We start from the raw sequence: 18,924 nt of genomic DNA, 5'->3' as shown, positions 1-18,924 counted from the left end.
CTTTCTGACCAAGCGCCGGGTCACCGTAACCGCCTCGCATCGAGGCCGCCGGACCCAAGCCCCGAGCGCCCATGACCTTTGCCGATCTCGGCCTTTCCGACGAATTGCTCCGCGCGATCGGGGAGTCCGGCTATACCGAGCCGACGCCGATCCAGGCCGGCGCGATTCCGCCTGTCCTGATGAACCGCGATCTGATCGGTATCGCCCAGACCGGCACCGGCAAGACGGCGAGCTTCGTGCTGCCGATGATCGACGTTCTCGCGCATGGCCGGGCCCGCGCGATGATGCCGCGCTCGCTGATCCTTGAGCCGACGCGCGAGCTGGCCGCGCAGGTTGCCGAGAATTTCGAAAAATACGGGAAATATCACAAGCTCTCGATGGCGCTGCTGATCGGCGGCACCTCAATGGGCGATCAGCAGAAGGCGCTCGCCAAGGGTGTCGACGTGCTGATCGCGACGCCGGGCCGGCTCATGGACCTGTTCGGGCGCGGCAAGATCCTGCTCTCGGGTTGCTCGATCCTCGTCATCGACGAAGCCGATCGCATGCTCGACATGGGCTTCATCCCCGATATTGAAGAGATCTGCTCGAAGCTTCCGGCGACGCGCCAGACCTTGCTCTTCTCGGCGACGATGCCCGCGCCGATCAAGAAGCTGGCCGACAAGTTCCTGTCGAACCCGAAGCAGGTCGAGGTCTCGCGGCCGGCGACGACGAACACCTTGATCGAGCAGCGGCTGGTAGAGACCTCGTCCCGCGGCAAGCGCGAGGCGCTGCGCGCGATCCTCGCCGCCGAAGACGTCCGCACCGCGATCATCTTCTCGAACCGCAAGACCACCGTACGCGAACTTTCGGACTCGCTGCGGCGCGACGGTATGGCCGCGGGCCAGATCCATGGCGACATGGAACAGGCCGAGCGGATCAAGGAGCTGGACCGCTTCAAGGCGGGCGAGATCAACATCCTCGTCGCCTCCGACGTTGCCGCGCGCGGGCTCGACATCAAGGGCGTCAGTCACGTCGTCAATTATGACGTGCCGTGGCATGCCGACGATTACGTCCACCGGATCGGCCGCACCGGCCGCGCCGGTGCCAGCGGCAAGGCGTTCACGCTCGTGACGCCCGACGATGGTGAGGCGATCGAGGCGATCGAGAAGCTCCAGGGCACGAAGATCGAGCGCGTCGGCGGCGGCAAGCCGGCCGAAGCGCGGGCAACGGCGCCTGTTGCCGCGCCCGTCGAGGCGGAAGAACCGCGCGGCGACCGCAAGCGCGGCCGTGGCCGGCGCGAGAAGCCCAAGAGCGAAGCGCCGCGCGAGGTCCAGGCACCGCGCGAAGAGATCGTCGAGGCCGTGCCCGAGCAGCCGGCGGCGGAAGCGCCCCCTGGCCGTGAGCCGCGCGAAGCCCGTCCGCCCCGCCAAGCCCGCGAGCCGCGCCCCGAGCGCGCCCGCCGCGACGAACCGGGTCGGGACGAGCCCCGCCGCGAGGAGCATCGTCGTGAGCAGCCGCGCCGCGATCATCGCGCCGATCGCGACGACGGTCCCGACGTGGGCTGGAACGGGCCCGTGCCCTCCTTCCTGGAGGTCAGCTTCGGTCTCGCACCGGAGGCGTGATCGCGATGCTTCGCGCCGGCCTTGCGGCCGCGCTCCTGCTCAGCCTGACCACGCCTGGCGCCACCGCCGGGCCGCGCCGTTCGGCGGTCGCGCCTCTCCCGAAGGTCGAGATCAAGACCGAGATCGGGCGGATCGTGATCGTGCTGGAGGCCAAGCGCGCGCCGATCACCGCGGCGAACTTCCTCCATTATGTGGACGCGCATAAGTTCGACGGGACGGTCTTCTACCGCGCGGCGCGGGGCAAGAGCCATCCGGAGAAGGGGCTGATCCAGGGCGGGATCGACACCAATATCCGCAATTCCTTCTTCCCGATCGCGCATGAGCCGACGAGCAAGACCGGGCTCAAGCATCTCGACGGAACGGTCTCGATGGCGCGCAACAAGCCGGGTTCGGCGATGGGCGACTTCTTCATCACGCTGGGCGCGGCACCGGGGTTGGATGCGGCAGGCGACTATGCCGGCTATGCGGCGTTCGGGCATGTCGTGTCGGGGATGGATATCACCCGGCGGATCCTCGCGATGCCGACCTATCCGGGCGGGCTCGACATCGCGACATTCGGGCAGACGATCCGCAAGCCGGTGAAGATCATCAGCGCACGGCGTCTGCCCTGAGGTCGATCAGCTAAGCGTGTGGGTCAGCGTGATTTCGGCGTTGAGCAATTTCGAGATCGGGCAATTGGCCTTGGCACCCGCGGCGATCTCGGCGAATTTCTCGGCGTCGATTCCGGGGATGCTCGCCGTCAGCTCCAGATCCGAGCGGCTGACCTTGAAGCCTTCGCCTTCCTTGTCGAGCTTGACCTTCGCGGTCGTCTCCAGCGTGCCTTCGCTAAAGCCCGCGCCGGCGAGCGCGAACGAAAGCGCCATCGTGAAGCAGGCGGCGTGCGAGGCGGCGATCAGCTCTTCGGGGTTGGTGCCCTTCTCGTCGCCGAAGCGCGTGCCGAAGCCGTAGGGCGTCTCTTCGAGCACGCCCGACTGGCTGGAGATATGGCCCTTGCCGTCCTTGCCGAGGCCTTCGTAGCGGGCGGATGCGGTGCGTGTGATCATGCGTTTTTCCTTCGGATGAAACGGGTCAGCGGACGGTGATCGCGCCCTTGAACTTGGTGGCGGCATCCGCGACGCGGGTGCTCTTGAAATAGTACATCGCGCCCGGCGTCGTCGGTGCGACAAGGTGCAGCGTGGCGCTCTGGCCCGGCTTGAGCTCGACTTCGTTGCGCGGGATCCACGCCTGATCCGCCGGAGAGACGCGGGCGAGGCCGAAGAATTCCTTGGCCGAGAAGCTGTGCGTGCGATCGCTGGGGTTGCGGATGCGCAAGATATATTGTCCGCCCTGGCGCAGCGCGAGGCGCGCGGGGACGAAGCCCTGGTTGGTCATCGTGACCGTCAGCGGCGTGCCGCGGTTCCAGTTGGGACCGGGCGCGGGCTTGGGTGCGGCGAGCGCGGTGGGCGCCAGCAGCAGAGCGGGCAGGACGGCGAACAAGGGTTTCATGACGGACCTCGGCGATGGATTCGCTGAGGCGAACGTCCGCTCCGGCCGATCGATCCATCCGCGAAACGGACCGCGCGACGGCACGAGCTTATCGCCGGCCGAAGCTGTAGGACAGCGCGAAGGTGGGCAGGACGGACGCCCCGCCGGGCAGGATCAGACCGCGCGAGAGGCGGCGATGGCGGCGCGCATCGTATCGGCGCGCTCGCCGCGTTCGGCCATGGCGATCCACGCGGCTTCGGCGCGCAGGCAGCGATCGCGGACATTGTCCAGCGTGGAGGCATCGGCTTCGGAGCGCGCCTGGGCGGCGCGGGCGCGGCAGAGTTCGCTCTCGGTGCTCATCGTGGATCGTGTCTCCGGATAGGCGAATGGTCGAAGAAGAGAGGAAGCGGCGCGATCCCTGGGACCGCGCCGCGCCGGATCAGAAGATTAGGCTTCCTGCAGGTTGATCGCGCTGACGCGGCCGTTGCGGCCGGTCTCGAGCTCGTAGGTCAGGCGCTGATTCTGCGAGAGCGTGTTCATGCCCGCGCGCTCGACGGCCGAGATGTGGACGAAGGCGTCCGCGGTGCCGTCCTCAGGCGCGATGAAGCCGTAGCCCTTGTCGGCATTGAAGAATTTGACGGTGCCGGTGATGGCCATGAAGGTCTTCCTTGCTGGTCGGCCGCCCGCTCGTCGGGCTGCCTCGTGCGTGCCGGGAGCAGGGAAAGAAGGGCAGAAGGGCCGCAAAGCGCCAAAGACCATCGATTTGCGACAGGGTAGCAGGCGTGATGTAGGAGCAAATCGGCGAAAATGCCAGTGGTCCGGGGTTTTTCCCGTCCTCCGTTCGCTTCGAGCCCGGCGGGAACGCGCCCGTGGGGCGCTTCTCGACACGCTCGAAGCTGGCGGGTTCTCGACTGCGCTCGAACCGAACGGGGAAGACGCGTTACGCGTGGATCGTGCGGCTGGGAGTGCGGGTGATCGGGCCGCCGATGATCTGCTTCTTGTAGGCGCGGGCGATGATCGCGGCGGCGTCCGCCGTCTTCAGCACGACGCGCGTGCCGCCCGAGACGAGCGTCTCGATCTGCGTGATCGCGGCCTTGTGCTTGATGCACGTCTCCAGAACGTGCTCCTGCGGAGCATCGAGGTTCAGCGCGCGTGACATGGATGGGTCTCCAGCGCGTCCGATGCCGCGCGAACCGGAATAGGTTGACCGGATGGTAGCAGGATGCGCGGGAAAAGTCTCCGGATCATTTCCGGGGCGCGACGCGCGGAGCCGCAGAGGGGCGCGGACGCGGCGCGGAAGTTCACGAAGTTCACGGCACGTCCCCCCTCCGAACGGCCTTTCGCGGGGGTTCGGAGCGCGCCGGGCGGGCGGCGAATCGGGCCCGGCGAGGCGCCTGGAGCAAAAGTGAGTCACACTGAGTCGCAGGTCAACGCGCGCACGCCCGTGCGAGGGCATGTGCGTGGGGGTGTGCGGGGAGAGGAGGCTTGCGCCGGGCCGGCGGCGGCGGCGGCGGGTGCGGGCCGGACCGCCGGCGACGGTGGGCAGGACGAGGATGACGCGCTTGGCGGCGGCAGTGGCGGCGGCGATCGGGCGCGCGGCCGAGGCGGCGGCGGGAAAGCGGGGCACAATGCGGCCCATCAACGCGGCGGCGGGGGCTTGGCGGGGCATCGTCCGGTTCCTGGCTCTGCGGAAAGGGACTCGCCAGCTATCACACGTCCCGGGTTGTAGGACAGCGGCTTGGCGATCCTACAGGGGCTTTTTCAAGCGTCGCGGGCGATCTGCCGAAACGGCCCCGACCCGCTCATGCCGAGGAAAGACTTCAGCCTGGCGGAGGCCTGTCTCGAAGAATCTTCGCAGGCGCGGTCCTTCGAGACGCCACGTCGACGGTCTCGGTGGCTCCTCAGGATGAGCGGGGCCGGGAATGAGGGGAAAGCGAGGCCTGGGCCTCCCTCTCCCGCCACAGCTCAATCCAGCAGGCTGGCCGGCACCTTGCCGCCATTGGCGGCGAGCTGCTTCATCACCGCCTTGTGGAGCGCGATATTCTGTTCGGCGCTGCCGTCGGCGCCGGCGTGGACGTTCAGCTCCTGGCCGAGTTCCTTGCGCGCGGTCAGGCTGGAATCGAGCCCGAGCAGCGTCAGCAGATCGACGATCGAAGTCTGCCAGTTGTTGGGCTTGCCATAGGCCGCGGCTTTCTGGCTCAGGATCGCCTCGACATCGACGGGGGCGGCGGCAGGCGCCGCGGCGGGGGTCGCGGAGACGGGCGCCTGGCCCATCGGGATGGCGGGACGCGGCGGCGCGGCCGAGGTCGGCTCGGCGGCGGTGGTCTGCGGGTGCGAGGCGCCGATGCCGGTGCCGAGGAGGCCCTTGTCGCCGAAGATGGCGTGCTTGATGCTATCGAAGATGCTCATGGAAAACCTCGCGTCTCGGGGGAGAAAAAGCACAACGCGGGGCCGCGGATTTGGGTGCGGCGCGCTTGACGCTGCGGGCGGCGAACCACACAATCGCGCCTATGGACCGGCAGACCGCGATCGATCGGCTCATGGCCCACGAACCCGAGCTGCGCGCGCTGGGGCTGGAGAGCCTTGCTTTGTTCGGATCGACCGCGCGCGGCGAGGCGGGGCCGGACAGCGACGTGGATCTGGTGGTGCGGCTTGATCGGGCAAGGTCGATCGGCCTGTTCCACTTCGCGGCGATCCGCGAGCGGATAGAGGACATGCTGGGCGTGTCGGTCGATCTGCTCGCGGAGCCGATCGAGAAGGATCGGCTGCGCGAGCGGGTGGAGCGGGATCGTGTCGCCGTCTTCTGACGCCTTTCCTTCCGAGGAGCGCGCGCGGGACTGGATCGGCGACATCGTCGAGAATGCCGCGCGGATTGCGCGCCATGTGGACGGGCTCGACTTCGACGGCTTCATCGCCAACGAGCTTGTGCGCGATGCCGTAGAGCGCTGCATCGAGCGGATCACCGAGGCGGCGGTGCGGCTCGGCCCCGAGCGACTGGCGCGGATCGCGCCGGAGACGGCGCTTCATCAAGTGCGTGGGCTCGGCAATATGCTGCGCCACGAATATGATCGCGTGAACGTGCGCGTGATCTGGGACACGGTGACGACCGATCTGCCGCCGCTGCGGGCGGCGTGCGAGGCCGCGCTTCAGCGATAGCTGGTCCATTTCGGTTGAGACGGACTAGGAGCGCGGTCGCCCGAATGGTAAAGTGTGATCGGCGGTCTTGCCTCGATTGCCGCCTCGGCCGGAGCGAAACGCAAGATGGGCTGCTGTCCGCGGGGTTGGTGGTTATCCTGACACCCGAAAACCACCATCGTTCGATGCGAGACGGAGATGAGCGACAGCCGGCGCAAGGCGCCTTTCATCGGCATTGCGGCCTACAGCGACAAGCCTTTCAAATGCCGCGAGCACCGCAAGGAGCGGGCGGCGGTGCGCGCGGCTCTGGCGCGGGAGGGCGAGCCGCCGCATCACAAGCAGTTCGGCGATCCGTGGCTCAGCGACAAGGACGGTAAGACGTACGTGGCGGATCTGCCGGACCTGCTGCGAAAGTAGGCTAGAGCGAGACCAAGCCTGTATCGACGGCGATTGGATTGACCCCGACGACGCACCCGAGCTGGCGGCGGTTGCCGAACTGCGCGTGGGCGGGAAGTGATCCGCCCGGCGTCGCGCGATCGCTGCCCGAGCAGCAGGTGACGTTGCGCCTCGATCCCGACGGATTGAGAAATTTCGGGAAAGCAGGGCGAGCGGGCAGATCCAGATTAATGTGGCTTTGCGAAATGCAATGGGGCCTTACCTTTTAACTCCATAAGTTCGTAGCACCCCTCGTAGAGCAACGATTTCTCTACGGCACCTTATTAATATCAAGATGAGCCCTTGCCTTTTCAATAAGCGCCGTGAAAGCAGACAGTTTAGAAGGTGAACTTAAAGTCACCGAAACATTGCTGGATTTTATTATAGCCATAGACGTTCCTCGGTCCGTATTAAAAACAATTATTTTTAGATCACCAATTTCATATTGTACTTCGGAAAACGAAAAACGATCTGTCGATATGGACGTTGTCTCCAATCTTTTTGACATAGATGTCAGACGATCAATATCCTTATATGCAACGCTCGCGAACGTTTCCTGTGGATAATCGCCGCCAGAGCTTAATTCGAATCTTACGCTATAACTGGCGGAACTCCTGTCCGGAATAAGAATCTCACGCGCTTCTACCTGAACAGTCGATTGGCCAACGCCGTTTACTACACCCACTGTGGTGTAACTTATAACAACGATGTCCAAAATGTCCTCATCGGCAGACTCTGTCTCAGATGAAATCGATCTTGCTAAATTCATTTTCGCTCCCCCGATGCGATCGCAATCATATGGCTGGCGCATCAATTGTCGAGCCAGTTATCTAGCTCAACGTTGCAACGGCCACGCTGCCACTGCCCGTCAGCGGACCAATTGCTCTAACAGCGCATTCTTGTTCGCAGTAGGTAGCCTTGGTGGCCGGTGCAGGCATAGGCAACTTTGCGGCCGGCGGCAGGTCAGGTAGCCCGCTTCAGTGATGGCGAAAAATCGGCGCGGGCTTCAACTCGCCCGACGAGAGGCGGCACCCTTTCGCGCTTCGATGATCTTTCTGGCTTCGGCGATCACCTCGTCGTGCGCGACCGGAGGCGCGGTCGAGGCCAGGGCCACCTCAACCTTCTCGCGGAACCAGCGATCATGCGCTTCCGCATCCTCGCTCGTCGCGAATTCGGACTCGATCGGCGTGAGGCGCGTCATGCGGGGAATATAGCTTATGCCATTTCCGGCGTCACGAGGGCTGCGCGCTCGTTTGCTCCTCACCCCGGCGCACTCCCCTACGAGAAGCGCCTTAACGCACCTCCACGAGCCGATCGCCTTCCTGCAGTCGCGCTTCGATCGTGATCCAGCGGGCATCCAGCCAGAGACGCAGCGCGCGATTGGTGATGTTGCCGCAGCGCAGCCAGAGAAGCTGATAATCTTCCGGCGGAAAACGGAGCCGGAAGTCGTCGTCCTTGGTGACGAGGATCGCACGATCCTGCGCCGCGCGTGCCGCGATCAACCGGTCCGGACACTGGCCGCCGAGTATGTCCGCAACATGCGCTGCCGTATGACCTTGCTCCTCGAACCACGGACACAGCGCCGGGGGCAACTGTGCGTCGATCAGGAAGTGCATCAGGCCGCTTTGACGACCGCGTGATCGATGGCGCGTGCGCCATAAGCGAGGCAGGCGAGCACATCCTCACGCGCCAGATACGGGAAGTCGCCGAGCAGCTCGTCGATCGTGACGGAGGAGGCCAGCGCGTCGAGCACGTCGGAGACGCGCATCCGCGTGCCCGCGACGATCGGGCGGCCGCCGCACACTTCGGGATCGATGACGATGCGCTCGGTCATGGCGCGAATGTGCTCCGACCTCCGGGATGCGTCAATGTCGGACGCGGCTTCGCCCCCGCGCCCTCACCCCGGCCCTCTCCCCCAAGGGGAGAGGGAGGCTCACTCCGCCGCGAGCGCCTTCGTCTTGCGCGTCGGCTTGGGCTTGGCGGCCGGCTTCCCAGCGGCCACAGCCTTCGCCTCCAGCAACGGCTTGAGATACCGCCCCGTATAGGAGCGCGGCTCCTTCACCACATCCTCGGGGACGCCGACCGCGACGATCTCGCCGCCCTTGTCGCCGCCTTCGGGGCCGAGGTCGATGATCCAGTCGGCGGTCTTGATGACCTCCAGATTATGCTCGATCACCACCACCGTATTGCCCTGCTCGACGAGCGCGTGGAGCACCTCCAGCAATTTGCGGACATCCTCGAAATGGAGGCCGGTGGTCGGCTCGTCGAGGATGTAGAGCGTATTGCCGGTCGCGCGGCGCGACAGTTCCTTGGCGAGCTTCACGCGCTGCGCCTCGCCGCCCGAGAGCGTCGTCGCCTGCTGGCCGACCGTGACATAACCCAGGCCCACTTCGGCGAGCATCGCCATCTTGTCGCGGATGCCGGGGACGGCCTTGAAGAATTCGACCGCATCCTCGACCGTCATGTCCAGCACGTCGGCGATGCTCTTGTCGCGGAACTTCACCTCCAGCGTTTCGCGATTGTAGCGCTTGCCGTGGCACACGTCGCACGTGACGTAGACGTCGGGCAGAAAGTGCATCTCGATCTTGAGCACGCCATCGCCCTGGCACGCCTCGCAGCGGCCGCCCTTGACGTTGAAGCTGAAGCGGCCGGGCTTGTAGCCGCGCGCCTGCGCCTCGGGCAGGCCGGTGAACCAGTCGCGGATCTGGGTGAAGGCGCCGGTATAGGTCGCCGGGTTCGAGCGCGGGGTGCGGCCGATCGGCGACTGATCGATGTCGATCACCTTGTCGAGATGCTGGAGCCCCTCGATCTTCTCGTGATGGCCGGCGAGGATGCGCGCGCCGTTGAGCTGGCGGCTGGCCGAGGCGAAGAGCGTGTCGATCGTGAAGGTCGACTTGCCCGAGCCCGAGACGCCGGTGATGCAGGTGAAGGTGCCGAGCGGGATCGACGCGGTGACGTCCTTGAGATTGTTGGCGCGCGCGCCCTTCACGGTGAGCTTCTTGCCGGAGCCCTTGCGGCGCGTGGTCGGCACGTCGACCATGCGGCGGCCCGACAGATATTGGCCGGTGAGGCTGTCGGGGTGATCGAGAATGTCCTGCAGGCTGCCCTCGGCGATGATCTGGCCGCCATGCGCGCCCGCGCCCGGCCCCATGTCGATCACATAATCGGCGGTGCGGATCGCATCCTCGTCATGCTCGACGACGATGACGGTGTTGCCGAGATCGCGGAGGCGCTTGAGGGTCACGATCAGGCGATCATTGTCGCGCTGGTGGAGGCCGATCGAGGGCTCGTCGAGCACGTAGAGCACGCCCGAGAGGCCCGAGCCGATCTGGCTGGCGAGGCGGATGCGCTGGCTCTCGCCGCCCGAGAGCGTGCCCGAGGTGCGATCGAGATTGAGATAATCGAGCCCGACATTGTCGAGGAAGCCGAGCCGCTCGACGATCTCCTTCAGGATCGGGGTCGCGATCTGGGTCTGCTGCTCGTTCAGGTGATCGGGCATCGCGCGGAAGAAAGCGAGCGCGGGGCCGACCGCGCGGCGCGTCGACATCGAAATGTCCTCGCCCGCGATCTTCACGGCGCGGGCTTCCGGCTTGAGGCGCGCGCCCTCGCACACCTCGCACGGCGCGGAGCTTTGATATTTGGCGAGCTCCTCGCGCATCCACGCGCTCTCGGTCGCGGACATGCGCCGCTCGAGATTGCCGATGACGCCCTCGAACGCCTTGTTGACCGTATAGCTCTTGCGCCCGTCGACGAAGGTGAGCGGGATCGCCTTGCCCTTCGTGCCGGTGAGGATCGCGGCGCGATGCTCGTCGGACAGCTCGTTCCAGGGGGTTTCGAGCGTGAAGCCATAGGACTTGGCGAGGCTGCCCAGCACCTGCATGTAATAGGGGCTGGGCGGGTTGGACTTGGCCCAGGGGACGACCGCGCCCTGCTTGATCGACAAGCCCTCATTGGGGACGACGAGCTGCGGATCGAAATAAAGCTTCTCGCCGAGCCCGTCGCAGGCGGGGCAGGCGCCCTGGGGGGCGTTGAACGAGAACAGGCGCGGCTCGATCTCGGCGATCGTGAAGCCCGAGACGGGGCAGGCGAACTTCTCGGAGAAGGTCAGGCGATCGGCGACACCTTCGGGCAGAGCAAGCGCCTTGATGCCCTTCTTGATGCCCTCCCTGGCGGCGGTGGCGTTCGCGTCGATCTCGCCGACGACATCGGCATAAGCGAGCCCCTCGGCCAGCTTCAGCGCGGTCTCGAAGCTCTGCGCGAGGCGCGTCTCGATGCCGGGGCGCACGACGAGGCGATCGACGATGATGTCGATGTCATGCTTGAATTTCTTGTCGAGCGCGGGCGCGTCCTCGATCTCCAGCGTCTCGCCATCGATGCGGACGCGGGTGAAGCCGTCCTTTTGCCACTGGAGCAGCTCCTTGCGATACTCGCCCTTGCGGCCGCGCACCGCGGGCGCGACGAGCAGGAAGCGCGTGCCCTCGGCCAGCTGCATCACGCGATCGACCATCTGCGACACGGTCTGCGCCGAGATCGGCAGGCCGGTCGTGGGCGAGTAAGGCACGCCGACGCGCGCCCACAGCAGGCGCATATAATCGTAGATTTCGGTGACGGTGGCGACGGTGGAGCGCGGGTTGCGCGAGGTCGTCTTCTGCTCGATCGAGATGGCGGGGGAGAGGCCCTCGATATGCTCGACATCGGGCTTCTGCATCAGCTCGAGGAACTGGCGCGCATAGGCCGAGAGCGATTCCACATAGCGGCGCTGGCCCTCGGCATAGATCGTGTCGAAGGCCAGGCTGGACTTGCCCGAGCCCGACAGGCCGGTGATGACGGTGAGCGTCTCGCGCGGGATATCCACGTTGACGCCCTTGAGATTATGCTCGCGCGCGCCGCGCACCTTGATGTGGGTGAGACTCATGGGTCTGTTCTATATCCGTTCCGGCGGGGAGGCTAGACCGAGGATGTAGGAAGCGGGGGGCGGGGTTGCCACCTCGCTCCGGTATGCGAAACTTGCTTTCGGTGGGGCAAGCCTGGCGATATCCATCGCGCGAGGGGGGGGGGCTGGCATGCGGATCTGGACCGAAGCGGTGACTCGGGCGATACACCGCCACGTCGCAAGAACCGGCTCTCCGCTGTTTACGCGCCGGGCGCTGATCAATGCGGAGGTCGGCGCGATCATCGATGAAACGCGGACCGCCGGCAGCACGCCGACCCAGACGCTCGGGCGGGAACTGCAGCAGCTTCGCGACGCAGGGCTGCTCGAATTTCTCGATCGCGGCACCTATCGCTGGCTCGGTCCGATGCCCGACGTGGAGCCAGCGATGCCCAGCAAGGGCGTCTTTCTCCTCCCGCCGCGGCACCGCTCCGGCGATCTGCCGGAGCGTAGTTTCGCTTTCCCCTTGGAGTGGCTGGGGACGGCGGCGCGCACGGTCGATCAATGGATCCTCTATCAGGATCGCGGCGGCTATCAGGCGGCTGCGCGCGTGCAGCGCATCGAACCGGATCGAGACCGGCCGCATGTGCACCGCGCGCAAATCGGCTCGGAAGCTATGTGGTGTTCGGTCGCGCTGTGCCACTTTATCGCCACGGCCAACTCGTCGAGCGCGGATTGCTCCGACCGGACGGCGGGCTCGACAGCGCTCGAGCGACGCAGCCGGTTCGCGCGATCTCGGACGCCGACTTCGACCATATCCTTCAACTCGGCCTGATCACGGAGGACGAGGTGTTGCCGCGAAGCGACGTGGACGACGATGCGTCGTTGTTGCAGCAGTTCGGGGAAGACCGGGTTCCATGGGATGGTCCGGTCGATCGCGCCAGGATGCTCGTCAACCGGACGGTGCGGAACCAGCAGTTCCGCAAGAGGGTCCTCGACGCCTAAGGATCGCAGTGCGCGCTGACTGGCATGAAGCTCATCAACGGCGGAGGGCGGGCCGAAACGGAAGCCGCGCACGTCATGAGCGTCGAGGCGGGCGGCCCGGACGCCGTCAACAATGGAATCGCGCTGTCGGGCACTATCCACTGGATGTTCGATCGCGGGCGATCAACGATCGCGAGAGCGTGGAGCGCCTTATCTACCACGATCGCCGGGCGCGGCTTCCTGCCAGGGCGACGGATCGGCCGGATCCGCGATACCTTCATTGGCACCGTACGGAATGCTTCCACGACTAGCTTGGAATGACGAGCCGATTAAAAATACAAGTCAAGTATGGTCCGTTACGGATCGGAATAATGCCGTTTTGTCCGTAACGGAGCAAGCTCCGTCTGAACGGCAGTGCCGCCATCCTTAAGGTAAACCCCTGAACTCAGGGGTGTCGATTGGTCAATCGACTGCATTATGGCGACAATCTCGACATTCTCCGCGCGCACGTTCGTGACGAGAGCGTCGATTTAGTGTATCTCGACCCGCCGTTCAATTCCAACGCCAGCTACAACATCATCTTCGCGCCGCCCAAAGCCATGCGCACGCGGATCGATGCGCAACATGCCCAGATCCAGGCCTTCGAGGATAGCTGGCACTGGAACGACACGGCCGAAGACGCCTTCGATCAGGTCGCGCGAAGCGGTAAGAGCAAGGCCTTCGACCTTCTCAATGCCTTGCGGACGTTTCTCGGCGAAAACGACATGATGGCATATCTGACCATGATGGCGGTCCGACTGATCGAACTGCACCGGGTGCTGAAGCCGACAGGCAGCCTTTATCTGCACTGCGATCCGACCGCGAGTCACTATCTCAAGCTGCTGCTCGACGGGGTGTTCGGACCTGAGAAATTCCGCACCGAAATCGCGTGGAAACGGACCTTCGCGCACGGCAATGTTGGCCGTGCCTATGGCGACATCACCGACGCGATCTTCTTCTATACCAAGACCGATCGATATTGCTGGAACCAGCAATATCGGCAGATCAGCGGCGACAAAGCCCGCAGCAAATATGGAAGTGTCGATCCCGATGGGCGCCGCTGGCAATCGGTGACTCTGCGCAATCCCTCCGCGCGGCCCAACCTCCATTTTCCATTCACAGCATCCAACGGCACGACATACCAGCCGCATCCCAATGGCTGGTCGTGCAACCGGGAGCGCCTGCAGCGTTACGACGCCGAACGCCGGCTGCATTCCCAACGAAGGCCGGCGGTGCGCTGCGCCTGAAAATGTATGAGGACGAAAGCCCGGGTGAGCGCTTCCAGTCGCTATGGGATGACATTCCGCCGCTGTCCGCCAATGCGCAGGAGCGCCTGGGCTATCCGACCCAGAAGCCGCTTGCGCTGCTAGAGCGGATCATCGCGACATCGTCGAGCCCCGGCGATGTGGTGCTCGATCCCTTCTGTGGGTGCGGGACTGCCGTGCTTGCCGCCGAAAAGCTCGGTCGACAGTGGATCGGGATCGACGTGACCCATCTCGCGATCAGCCTCGTCGAACGGCGGGTAAAGTCCGCTTTTCCGAGCGCTGAGTTCACGGTCGAGGGCACACCCAAGGATCTTGCTTCTGCCGAGGATCTGGCCCGCCGCGACAAATCTCAGTTTCAATGGTGGGCGGTCAGCATGGTCGATGCCATGCCCTTCGGCGGCAGGAAGAAGGGAGCCGATGGCGGAGTCGACGGCATCATCTACTTCAAGCCTGACGGCAAACGCACCGAGAAGGCTCTCGTCTCGGTCAAGGGCGGCGACACGGTCGGCGTGCCGATGATCCGGGATCTCCATTCAGCCATGGAGCGCGAGAAGGCGCCGATCGGCCTCTTCATCACCAAGGCCTTGCCGTCCAAGCCGATGGAGCGCGAGGCGGCTGCGGTTGGCGTGTTCCATGCCGAGGCGACCGGCAAATGCTATCCGCGCCTCCAGATCCTGACTTTGGCCGAACTTTTCCAGGGCAAGCGGCCCGATATTCCCTGGATCGACCCCGCCGCCGCTTTCAAACGCACCGCCCCGGAGAAAACCGTCCGGCAGGGCCATTTGCTCTAAGACTGCCCACGTTGACACGAATCGGCCCCCTGCCTATGTCGCCCGCCTCCGCTGACGCTGCCCTGTCGTCTAAAGGTAAGACTACGGACTCTGACTCCGTTAATTGAGGTTCGAATCCTCACGGGGCATCCAGCGGTTTTCATCATAAAATCAACCCCTTAAGGGCCCCGGCGTCGCGAGCTGTCGTGTCGCACGCGCCGTGCAACAGCGTTCCGGCGAATCCGTTGATTTTGCAGGGATTTCGCTCGGCTCCCGGCGGCGCCATGCAACACGGAATGCAACATGGCCGGACCCTCAGCCCCTGTATGCCGAAGGCAGCGCTCTACGGATCAAACCGAGGGCCAACTTACGGAGATATGGCAGGAAGCGTTAGCGAGCCGTCACTGATCGCAGAGAATGCCATCGGCCAGTAGGCGCCTCATAGTGAAGGGCGCCGCGGGCGCCGATCTGGCCTGAGCCGCTGCTCAGGCGATGAGATCGGGATCTTCGCCCTCATCTTCGACAATATCGTCGTGCGCGCGTTTCGCAGCCGTCAACACGATGGCGAGCACCATCATGCCGACGATGCCCAGCGCCCCGATCAGGAGAGCGCCGAGGATGCCAACGTCGTAGTCTATTGTGAAGCCCATAAGGATCCAACGGACGGCGCGGAACATCGATCCCGCCGGGAGACCACGAGGATGGTTCGGCTACTGATCGCGTGCCCCCGTCGCCGAACTGGCGATGATGCCGTTTACTGGCGCTCTGAGGTCTCCCGTGACGCCGCGTCATCGGATCGCTCAAAAGCAATCATATGCTGCCGCGCGGGTGGTTCCACGCTCCAATCGGCTGAAGCCTCCATGGCAGATCTTCGACCAAATAGGCCAAATCCTGCAAACTATAATGATATGGATCGTCCACGTCCGATGTCACAACGCCGCCAGCGTGCTGCACTGGCTTCCCTCGCGCCGTCGCTTCGGGGAGTTCGAAGAAGGTCGCATAGAACATGCCGCCCGACCGCATCACGGGCGCTACGTTAGTGAGACATTGGCGAATGCGGTTCAGCGACAGATGGGTGAAAACAGAAACCGCCAACGCGAAATCGAGTGTGCCTGACGCACATGGGACTTTGAAGCTGCTATCGCAGATCAGGTTCTCCCGAGGTAGCCGATCCTGTATCCCCGCCGACGCCAATTCGATGTCATAGCCAGCGTTCAGAAGTGATCGGCTCATGTCGAGCCCAATATAATTCCCAGGATCAAGATAGCGGACGAAATGTACGCCGCCCCGTAACGAGCCACAGCCGACATCCAGCAGCGTATGGTCGGGCTGAAGACCTTGGTTCTTCAGAAACTCGAATTGCAACGCTCCTATTTGTTCCCAAAGCCCGCCGATAATCTATCGATGCCGACCTGCAGCGACCTCGCGACTGACTTCATCCAGAAGGAAATAGGGGCTTTCCAATTTGGGCTCCTTGCTATTGAGGCCGGAGCTCCTCGCGCTTCGCCCCGTACCAATCCGTGCGGCGTCATACGGAAAAGAGCCGCTTCGACAATCGTTATCGATCGCATGAAGGCCAGCCTTAGGGCCTGGGCGAAGCCGCTCGCCAGCGGGGAACGGCGCCGGAGCCGCCCGATCATCTCCTTCTGCTGCTCGATGAGATCAGCGCTTCGAGCTTCGGGATGCGGGCCCTGAGCTCAACAATCTGCTCAGCTTGGCGTTTGATGCGCGCGACGGTCTCGTGAACCCTCGCGGAACTGTCTGCCAGAGCGAATAGCGCTTCCCTGGTGAAGCCTGCAGATTGGTGTGTCCCATGCCGCACAATGAGCGGAAGGGCTGGCCGTCCATGTGGCGCTGGGTGCGCTTGTTATCAAACACCGCAGCGGCGTCTCCCGATCGTCCCCTCGATTCGCGGTTCGTCGCCGCGGAGACCATCGCCCGCGCGGTAAAGCGGGGTTCCGGGCGCCATTGTGGTGCCTTTTTGCCACGCTTGTGGTCCATCCGGGCCATGCAATGCGCGTGCGGTGGCTGCGGTCCTTTTCAGTTCGTCGTTCCTGTGGTTCTTTCCGCCTTGCCCGCCGGCGAGGGGAAACGATGGCGGGCAGGCGCTCCGTGGCGCATGGACTAACGCAGCGGAGTTGCCTTTCTCCCCGATCGTCCGGCGCCCGACATCGCAGGGGATAGGTCTGCGCCGAGCCGGCGATGCAACCGGATCGCTGCCGGAGTGTTCAGGCGCGAGCTTTCCTCAGCCGGTATATCCCATGACAGACCAGCCGCTTGCCCCGCCGATGTTCCGCTCGCCCGCGATCGCGCTGTCCGGGTCGGTCGATTACGACATGTATGCGCGCTTCCGCGAGCAGCTCGCCGCCGCGCCCGAGGAGGGGCTCGTCGTCATCGAATTGTCGACGCTGGGCGGCGATCCCGAAGTCGCGCGGATGATGGGCGAGGATGTCCGCTTCCACAGCGATCTGGAGCCGGGCAAGCGCCGCTTCGTGTTCCTCGGCAAGGCCGCGATCTATTCGGCGGGGACGACCTTCATGAGCTTCTTCGCGACGCCCAACCGCTATCTGACGCGCGGCACGCGGCTGATGATCCACGAACGCAAGATGTCCAAGCGGCTCAATATCGAGGGGCCGCTGACGACGTGCGTGGCGACGGTCAAGGCGGCCTTGCACGAGATCGAGGCGTCGATCGCGATCCAGAATGAGGGCTTCGAGAATCTGGTGCGCGACAGCCAGGTGACGATGGACGAGGTGCTGGAGAAGGCACCGGCCAATTGGTATATCGAGGCGCAGGAGGCCAAGGCGCTGGGGCTCGTCGCCGACGTGATCTGAGCCGGCTCTTGTGCGGCGCAGCGCGGGCCTGCATCGTGCAAGCATGACCAAGCTCGCTCCCCTCGCCGCCGCCCTTCTCGCCTTCACCGCTTTGCCGGCGCTCGCCGCGCCGCCGCCGGCCGACCCGGCGATGGCGCGCGCGCTGAGGATCATGGCGCAGACGCCGATGATCGACGGTCATAACGACTGGGCGGAAAGCTTGCGCGGGCGCGACGGCGAGAAGCGCTGGACGATGAAGCTCGACAGCCTGCCCGCCTATATGACCGACATCGCCCGGCTGCGGCAGGGCCATGTCGGCGGACAATTCTGGTCGGTCTATGTCGGCGCCAATCTGCCCGAGCAGGAACAGGTGATCGAGACGCTGGAGCAGATCGATCTCGTGAAGAGCATCGTTGCGCGCAATCCGGGCGTGTTCGAGCTGGCGACGACCGCGGCCGACGTGCGGCGGATCCACAAAGCGGGGCGGATCGCCTCGATGATGGGCGTCGAGGGCGGCGGGCAGATCGACGAACGCTTCGCGGTGCTGCGCGCCTATCGGGCGCTGGGCGCCTCCTATCTGACGCTGACGCATGCGGTAACGATCGACTGGGCGGACAGCGCGACCGACGATCCCAAGCATAATGGGCTGACCCCGTTCGGCAAGGCGGTGGTCAGGGAACTCAACCGGCTGGGGATGCTCGTGGATCTCAGCCATGTCGCCGAAAGCACAATGAAGGATGCTCTGGCGGTGTCGCGCGCGCCGGTGATCTTCTCGCATTCGAGCGCGAGGGCGGTCGACGATCATCCGCGCGATGTGTCCGACGAGGTGCTGAAGCTGGTCGCCAAGAACGGTGGCGTGGTGATGGTGACCTTCGCGCCGGCTTATGTTTCGCATGACTATCGCGTGTGGGGCGCCGAGCGCGCGGCGGAGAGGACGCGGCTCAACGCGCCGCCGTTCGGGGGCATGTTCATCGGCGAGCCCGACAAGGCGGCGGCGGCGCTGAAGGCATGGGACGCGGCGCATCCACGGCCCGCGGTGACGCTGGCGATGGTCGCGGATCATATCGCGCATGTCGCCAAGGTGGCGGGGGTCGACCATGTCGGCATCGGCTCCGATTTCGACGGGGTCAGCGATCTGCCGACGGGGCTGGAGGACGTCTCGACCTATCCGGCGTTGCTGGCCGAGCTGATCCGGCGGGGCTGGAGCGATGCCGATGTCGCCAAGCTTGCGGGCGGCAACGTGCTGCGCGCGATGGAGGGGGCCGAGAAGGTCGCGCTGGCGATGCGGAACGAGCCGCTCGCGACCGCGACGATCGAGGCGCTGGACGGGAAATAGAGACCGCGCATCCCGGCGAACCTGCGATCCGGCGCTTCGGGCCGACCGCGAGCGGGGCGAATGCGCGGCCGGTGGTCGCTCGAACTGACCGTATTCCACCCCGCTCATCCTGAGGAGGGACTGAGCGCAGGCGAAGGGCCGTCTCGAAGGACCTGCGATGTCGGTCCAAGTCCTTCGAGACGCCATTTCGACTTCGCTCAATGGCTCCTCAG

At 64.8% G+C, this 18,924-nt stretch carries 25 protein-coding genes and 1 tRNA gene; 13 read left to right on the top strand and 13 right to left on the bottom strand.

What is annotated here, in order from left to right:
- The first annotated feature begins 71 nt into the window (after window positions 1-71).
- Together Q4F19_RS05075 and Q4F19_RS05070 are read left to right on the top strand one after the other, a co-directional pair.
- Complete coding sequence (locus Q4F19_RS05075) at window positions 72-1,601, top strand: DEAD/DEAH box helicase (protein ID WP_303540427.1); 1,530 nt, start codon at window positions 72-74, stop codon at window positions 1,599-1,601.
- A gap of 5 nt (window positions 1,602-1,606) precedes the next feature.
- On the top strand, window positions 1,607-2,212 hold the full coding sequence (locus Q4F19_RS05070) for a peptidylprolyl isomerase (protein WP_303540425.1): 606 nt from the start codon (window positions 1,607-1,609) through the stop codon (window positions 2,210-2,212).
- Window positions 2,213-2,218: 6 nt separating this feature from the next.
- On the opposite strand, the gene Q4F19_RS05065 is transcribed toward Q4F19_RS05070, so the two are convergent.
- The 6 genes from Q4F19_RS05065 to Q4F19_RS05040 form a co-directional block, all read right to left on the bottom strand.
- A complete protein-coding gene (locus Q4F19_RS05065) occupies window positions 2,219-2,644 on the bottom strand; it encodes an OsmC family protein (protein WP_303540424.1) in 426 nt (141 codons plus the stop codon).
- A 25-nt stretch (window positions 2,645-2,669) separates the two neighbouring features.
- A complete protein-coding gene (locus tag Q4F19_RS05060) occupies window positions 2,670-3,086 on the bottom strand; it encodes a cupredoxin domain-containing protein (protein ID WP_303540422.1) in 417 nt (138 codons plus the stop codon).
- Window positions 3,087-3,239: 153 nt separating this feature from the next.
- On the bottom strand, window positions 3,240-3,425 hold the full coding sequence (locus Q4F19_RS05055) for a hypothetical protein (protein ID WP_303540420.1): 186 nt from the start codon (window positions 3,423-3,425) through the stop codon (window positions 3,240-3,242).
- Between the two features lie 87 nt (window positions 3,426-3,512).
- A complete protein-coding gene (locus Q4F19_RS05050) occupies window positions 3,513-3,722 on the bottom strand; it encodes a cold-shock protein (RefSeq protein ID WP_303540418.1) in 210 nt (69 codons plus the stop codon).
- A gap of 283 nt (window positions 3,723-4,005) precedes the next feature.
- Window positions 4,006-4,224 carry a hypothetical protein gene (locus Q4F19_RS05045; protein ID WP_303540416.1) on the bottom strand — a complete coding sequence of 73 codons (219 nt, stop codon included), beginning with the start codon at window positions 4,222-4,224 and terminating at the stop codon, window positions 4,006-4,008.
- Window positions 4,225-5,030: 806 nt separating this feature from the next.
- A complete protein-coding gene (locus Q4F19_RS05040; protein WP_303540414.1) occupies window positions 5,031-5,474 on the bottom strand; it encodes a DUF3597 domain-containing protein in 444 nt (147 codons plus the stop codon).
- A gap of 131 nt (window positions 5,475-5,605) precedes the next feature.
- Between Q4F19_RS05040 and Q4F19_RS05035 the strand changes: the two genes are divergently transcribed.
- The 3 genes from Q4F19_RS05035 (at window position 5,606) to Q4F19_RS05025 (ending at window position 6,617) form a co-directional block, all read left to right on the top strand.
- Window positions 5,606-5,872 (top strand): nucleotidyltransferase family protein, encoded by a 267-nt coding sequence (locus Q4F19_RS05035; protein WP_303540412.1) that lies wholly within the window; start codon window positions 5,606-5,608, stop codon window positions 5,870-5,872.
- Complete coding sequence (locus Q4F19_RS05030; RefSeq protein ID WP_303540410.1) at window positions 5,856-6,221, top strand: HepT-like ribonuclease domain-containing protein; 366 nt, start codon at window positions 5,856-5,858, stop codon at window positions 6,219-6,221. Before Q4F19_RS05035 ends, Q4F19_RS05030 begins: the two co-directional genes overlap by 17 nt.
- A 177-nt stretch (window positions 6,222-6,398) precedes the next feature.
- Window positions 6,399-6,617, top strand: a complete 219-nt coding sequence (locus Q4F19_RS05025; RefSeq protein WP_303540408.1) for a hypothetical protein — start codon at window positions 6,399-6,401, stop codon at window positions 6,615-6,617.
- Window positions 6,618-6,906: 289 nt separating this feature from the next.
- Here the strand turns inward: Q4F19_RS05025 and Q4F19_RS05020 are convergent, their stop codons facing one another.
- The 5 genes from Q4F19_RS05020 to uvrA all read right to left on the bottom strand — a co-directional run bounded on the left by Q4F19_RS05020 (window position 6,907) and on the right by uvrA (window position 11,550).
- The gene (locus Q4F19_RS05020; protein ID WP_303540406.1) at window positions 6,907-7,446 is read right to left on the bottom strand and encodes a hypothetical protein; all 540 of its coding nucleotides are present in this window, start codon (window positions 7,444-7,446) and stop codon (window positions 6,907-6,909) included.
- A gap of 195 nt (window positions 7,447-7,641) precedes the next feature.
- Window positions 7,642-7,836 (bottom strand): type II toxin-antitoxin system RelB family antitoxin, encoded by a 195-nt coding sequence (gene relB, locus Q4F19_RS05015; protein ID WP_303540404.1) that lies wholly within the window; start codon window positions 7,834-7,836, stop codon window positions 7,642-7,644.
- 91 nt (window positions 7,837-7,927) lie between these two features.
- Window positions 7,928-8,251, bottom strand: a complete 324-nt coding sequence (locus tag Q4F19_RS05010) for a DUF5615 family PIN-like protein (RefSeq protein WP_303540402.1) — start codon at window positions 8,249-8,251, stop codon at window positions 7,928-7,930.
- Complete coding sequence (locus Q4F19_RS05005) at window positions 8,251-8,469, bottom strand: DUF433 domain-containing protein (protein ID WP_303540400.1); 219 nt, start codon at window positions 8,467-8,469, stop codon at window positions 8,251-8,253. The genes Q4F19_RS05010 and Q4F19_RS05005 overlap by 1 nt, the downstream gene beginning before the upstream one ends.
- 99 nt (window positions 8,470-8,568) lie before the next feature.
- Entirely contained in the window at window positions 8,569-11,550 is a 2,982-nt protein-coding gene (gene uvrA, locus Q4F19_RS05000) for an excinuclease ABC subunit UvrA (RefSeq protein WP_303540398.1), read from the bottom strand.
- A 148-nt stretch (window positions 11,551-11,698) separates the two neighbouring features.
- Between uvrA and Q4F19_RS04995 the strand changes: the two genes are divergently transcribed.
- The 6 genes from Q4F19_RS04995 to Q4F19_RS04970 all read left to right on the top strand — a co-directional run bounded on the left by Q4F19_RS04995 (window position 11,699) and on the right by Q4F19_RS04970 (window position 14,716).
- The gene (locus Q4F19_RS04995) at window positions 11,699-12,340 is read left to right on the top strand and encodes a hypothetical protein (RefSeq protein WP_303540396.1); all 642 of its coding nucleotides are present in this window, start codon (window positions 11,699-11,701) and stop codon (window positions 12,338-12,340) included.
- A gap of 32 nt (window positions 12,341-12,372) precedes the next feature.
- The gene (locus tag Q4F19_RS04990; protein WP_303540394.1) at window positions 12,373-12,510 is read left to right on the top strand and encodes a hypothetical protein; all 138 of its coding nucleotides are present in this window, start codon (window positions 12,373-12,375) and stop codon (window positions 12,508-12,510) included.
- Window positions 12,511-12,534: 24 nt separating this feature from the next.
- The gene (locus Q4F19_RS04985) at window positions 12,535-12,810 is read left to right on the top strand and encodes an HNH endonuclease (protein WP_303540393.1); all 276 of its coding nucleotides are present in this window, start codon (window positions 12,535-12,537) and stop codon (window positions 12,808-12,810) included.
- Between the two features lie 137 nt (window positions 12,811-12,947).
- Entirely contained in the window at window positions 12,948-13,775 is an 828-nt protein-coding gene (locus Q4F19_RS04980) for a DNA methyltransferase (protein ID WP_303540391.1), read from the top strand.
- Window positions 13,776-13,777: 2 nt separating this feature from the next.
- Entirely contained in the window at window positions 13,778-14,584 is an 807-nt protein-coding gene (locus Q4F19_RS04975) for a DNA methyltransferase (RefSeq protein ID WP_303540390.1), read from the top strand.
- Between the two features lie 58 nt (window positions 14,585-14,642).
- Window positions 14,643-14,716: transfer RNA gene (locus Q4F19_RS04970), tRNA-Gln, on the top strand.
- A 332-nt stretch (window positions 14,717-15,048) separates the two neighbouring features.
- Here the strand turns inward: Q4F19_RS04970 and Q4F19_RS04965 are convergent.
- A complete protein-coding gene (locus Q4F19_RS04965) occupies window positions 15,049-15,240 on the bottom strand; it encodes a hypothetical protein (RefSeq protein ID WP_303540388.1) in 192 nt (63 codons plus the stop codon).
- A 133-nt stretch (window positions 15,241-15,373) separates the two neighbouring features.
- Window positions 15,374-15,928: a class I SAM-dependent methyltransferase gene (locus Q4F19_RS04960; protein WP_303540386.1), complete on the bottom strand. Its 555-nt coding sequence runs from the start codon at window positions 15,926-15,928 to the stop codon at window positions 15,374-15,376.
- 896 nt (window positions 15,929-16,824) lie between these two features.
- Here Q4F19_RS04960 and Q4F19_RS04955 point away from each other — a divergent pair.
- The gene (locus Q4F19_RS04955) at window positions 16,825-17,397 is read left to right on the top strand and encodes a peptidase S14 (RefSeq protein WP_303540384.1); all 573 of its coding nucleotides are present in this window, start codon (window positions 16,825-16,827) and stop codon (window positions 17,395-17,397) included.
- A gap of 43 nt (window positions 17,398-17,440) precedes the next feature.
- On the top strand, window positions 17,441-18,712 hold the full coding sequence (locus Q4F19_RS04950) for a dipeptidase (protein ID WP_303540382.1): 1,272 nt from the start codon (window positions 17,441-17,443) through the stop codon (window positions 18,710-18,712).
- Window positions 18,713-18,924 lie beyond the last annotated feature (212 nt).

The sequence above is a fragment of the Sphingomonas natans genome (genome assembly GCF_030546695.1).
Taxonomy (GTDB): Bacteria; Pseudomonadota; Alphaproteobacteria; order Sphingomonadales; family Sphingomonadaceae; genus Sphingomonas_I; species Sphingomonas_I natans.
Note: the sequence above shows the minus strand (reverse complement) of the source record. Positions and strands in the feature narration are given on the sequence as shown.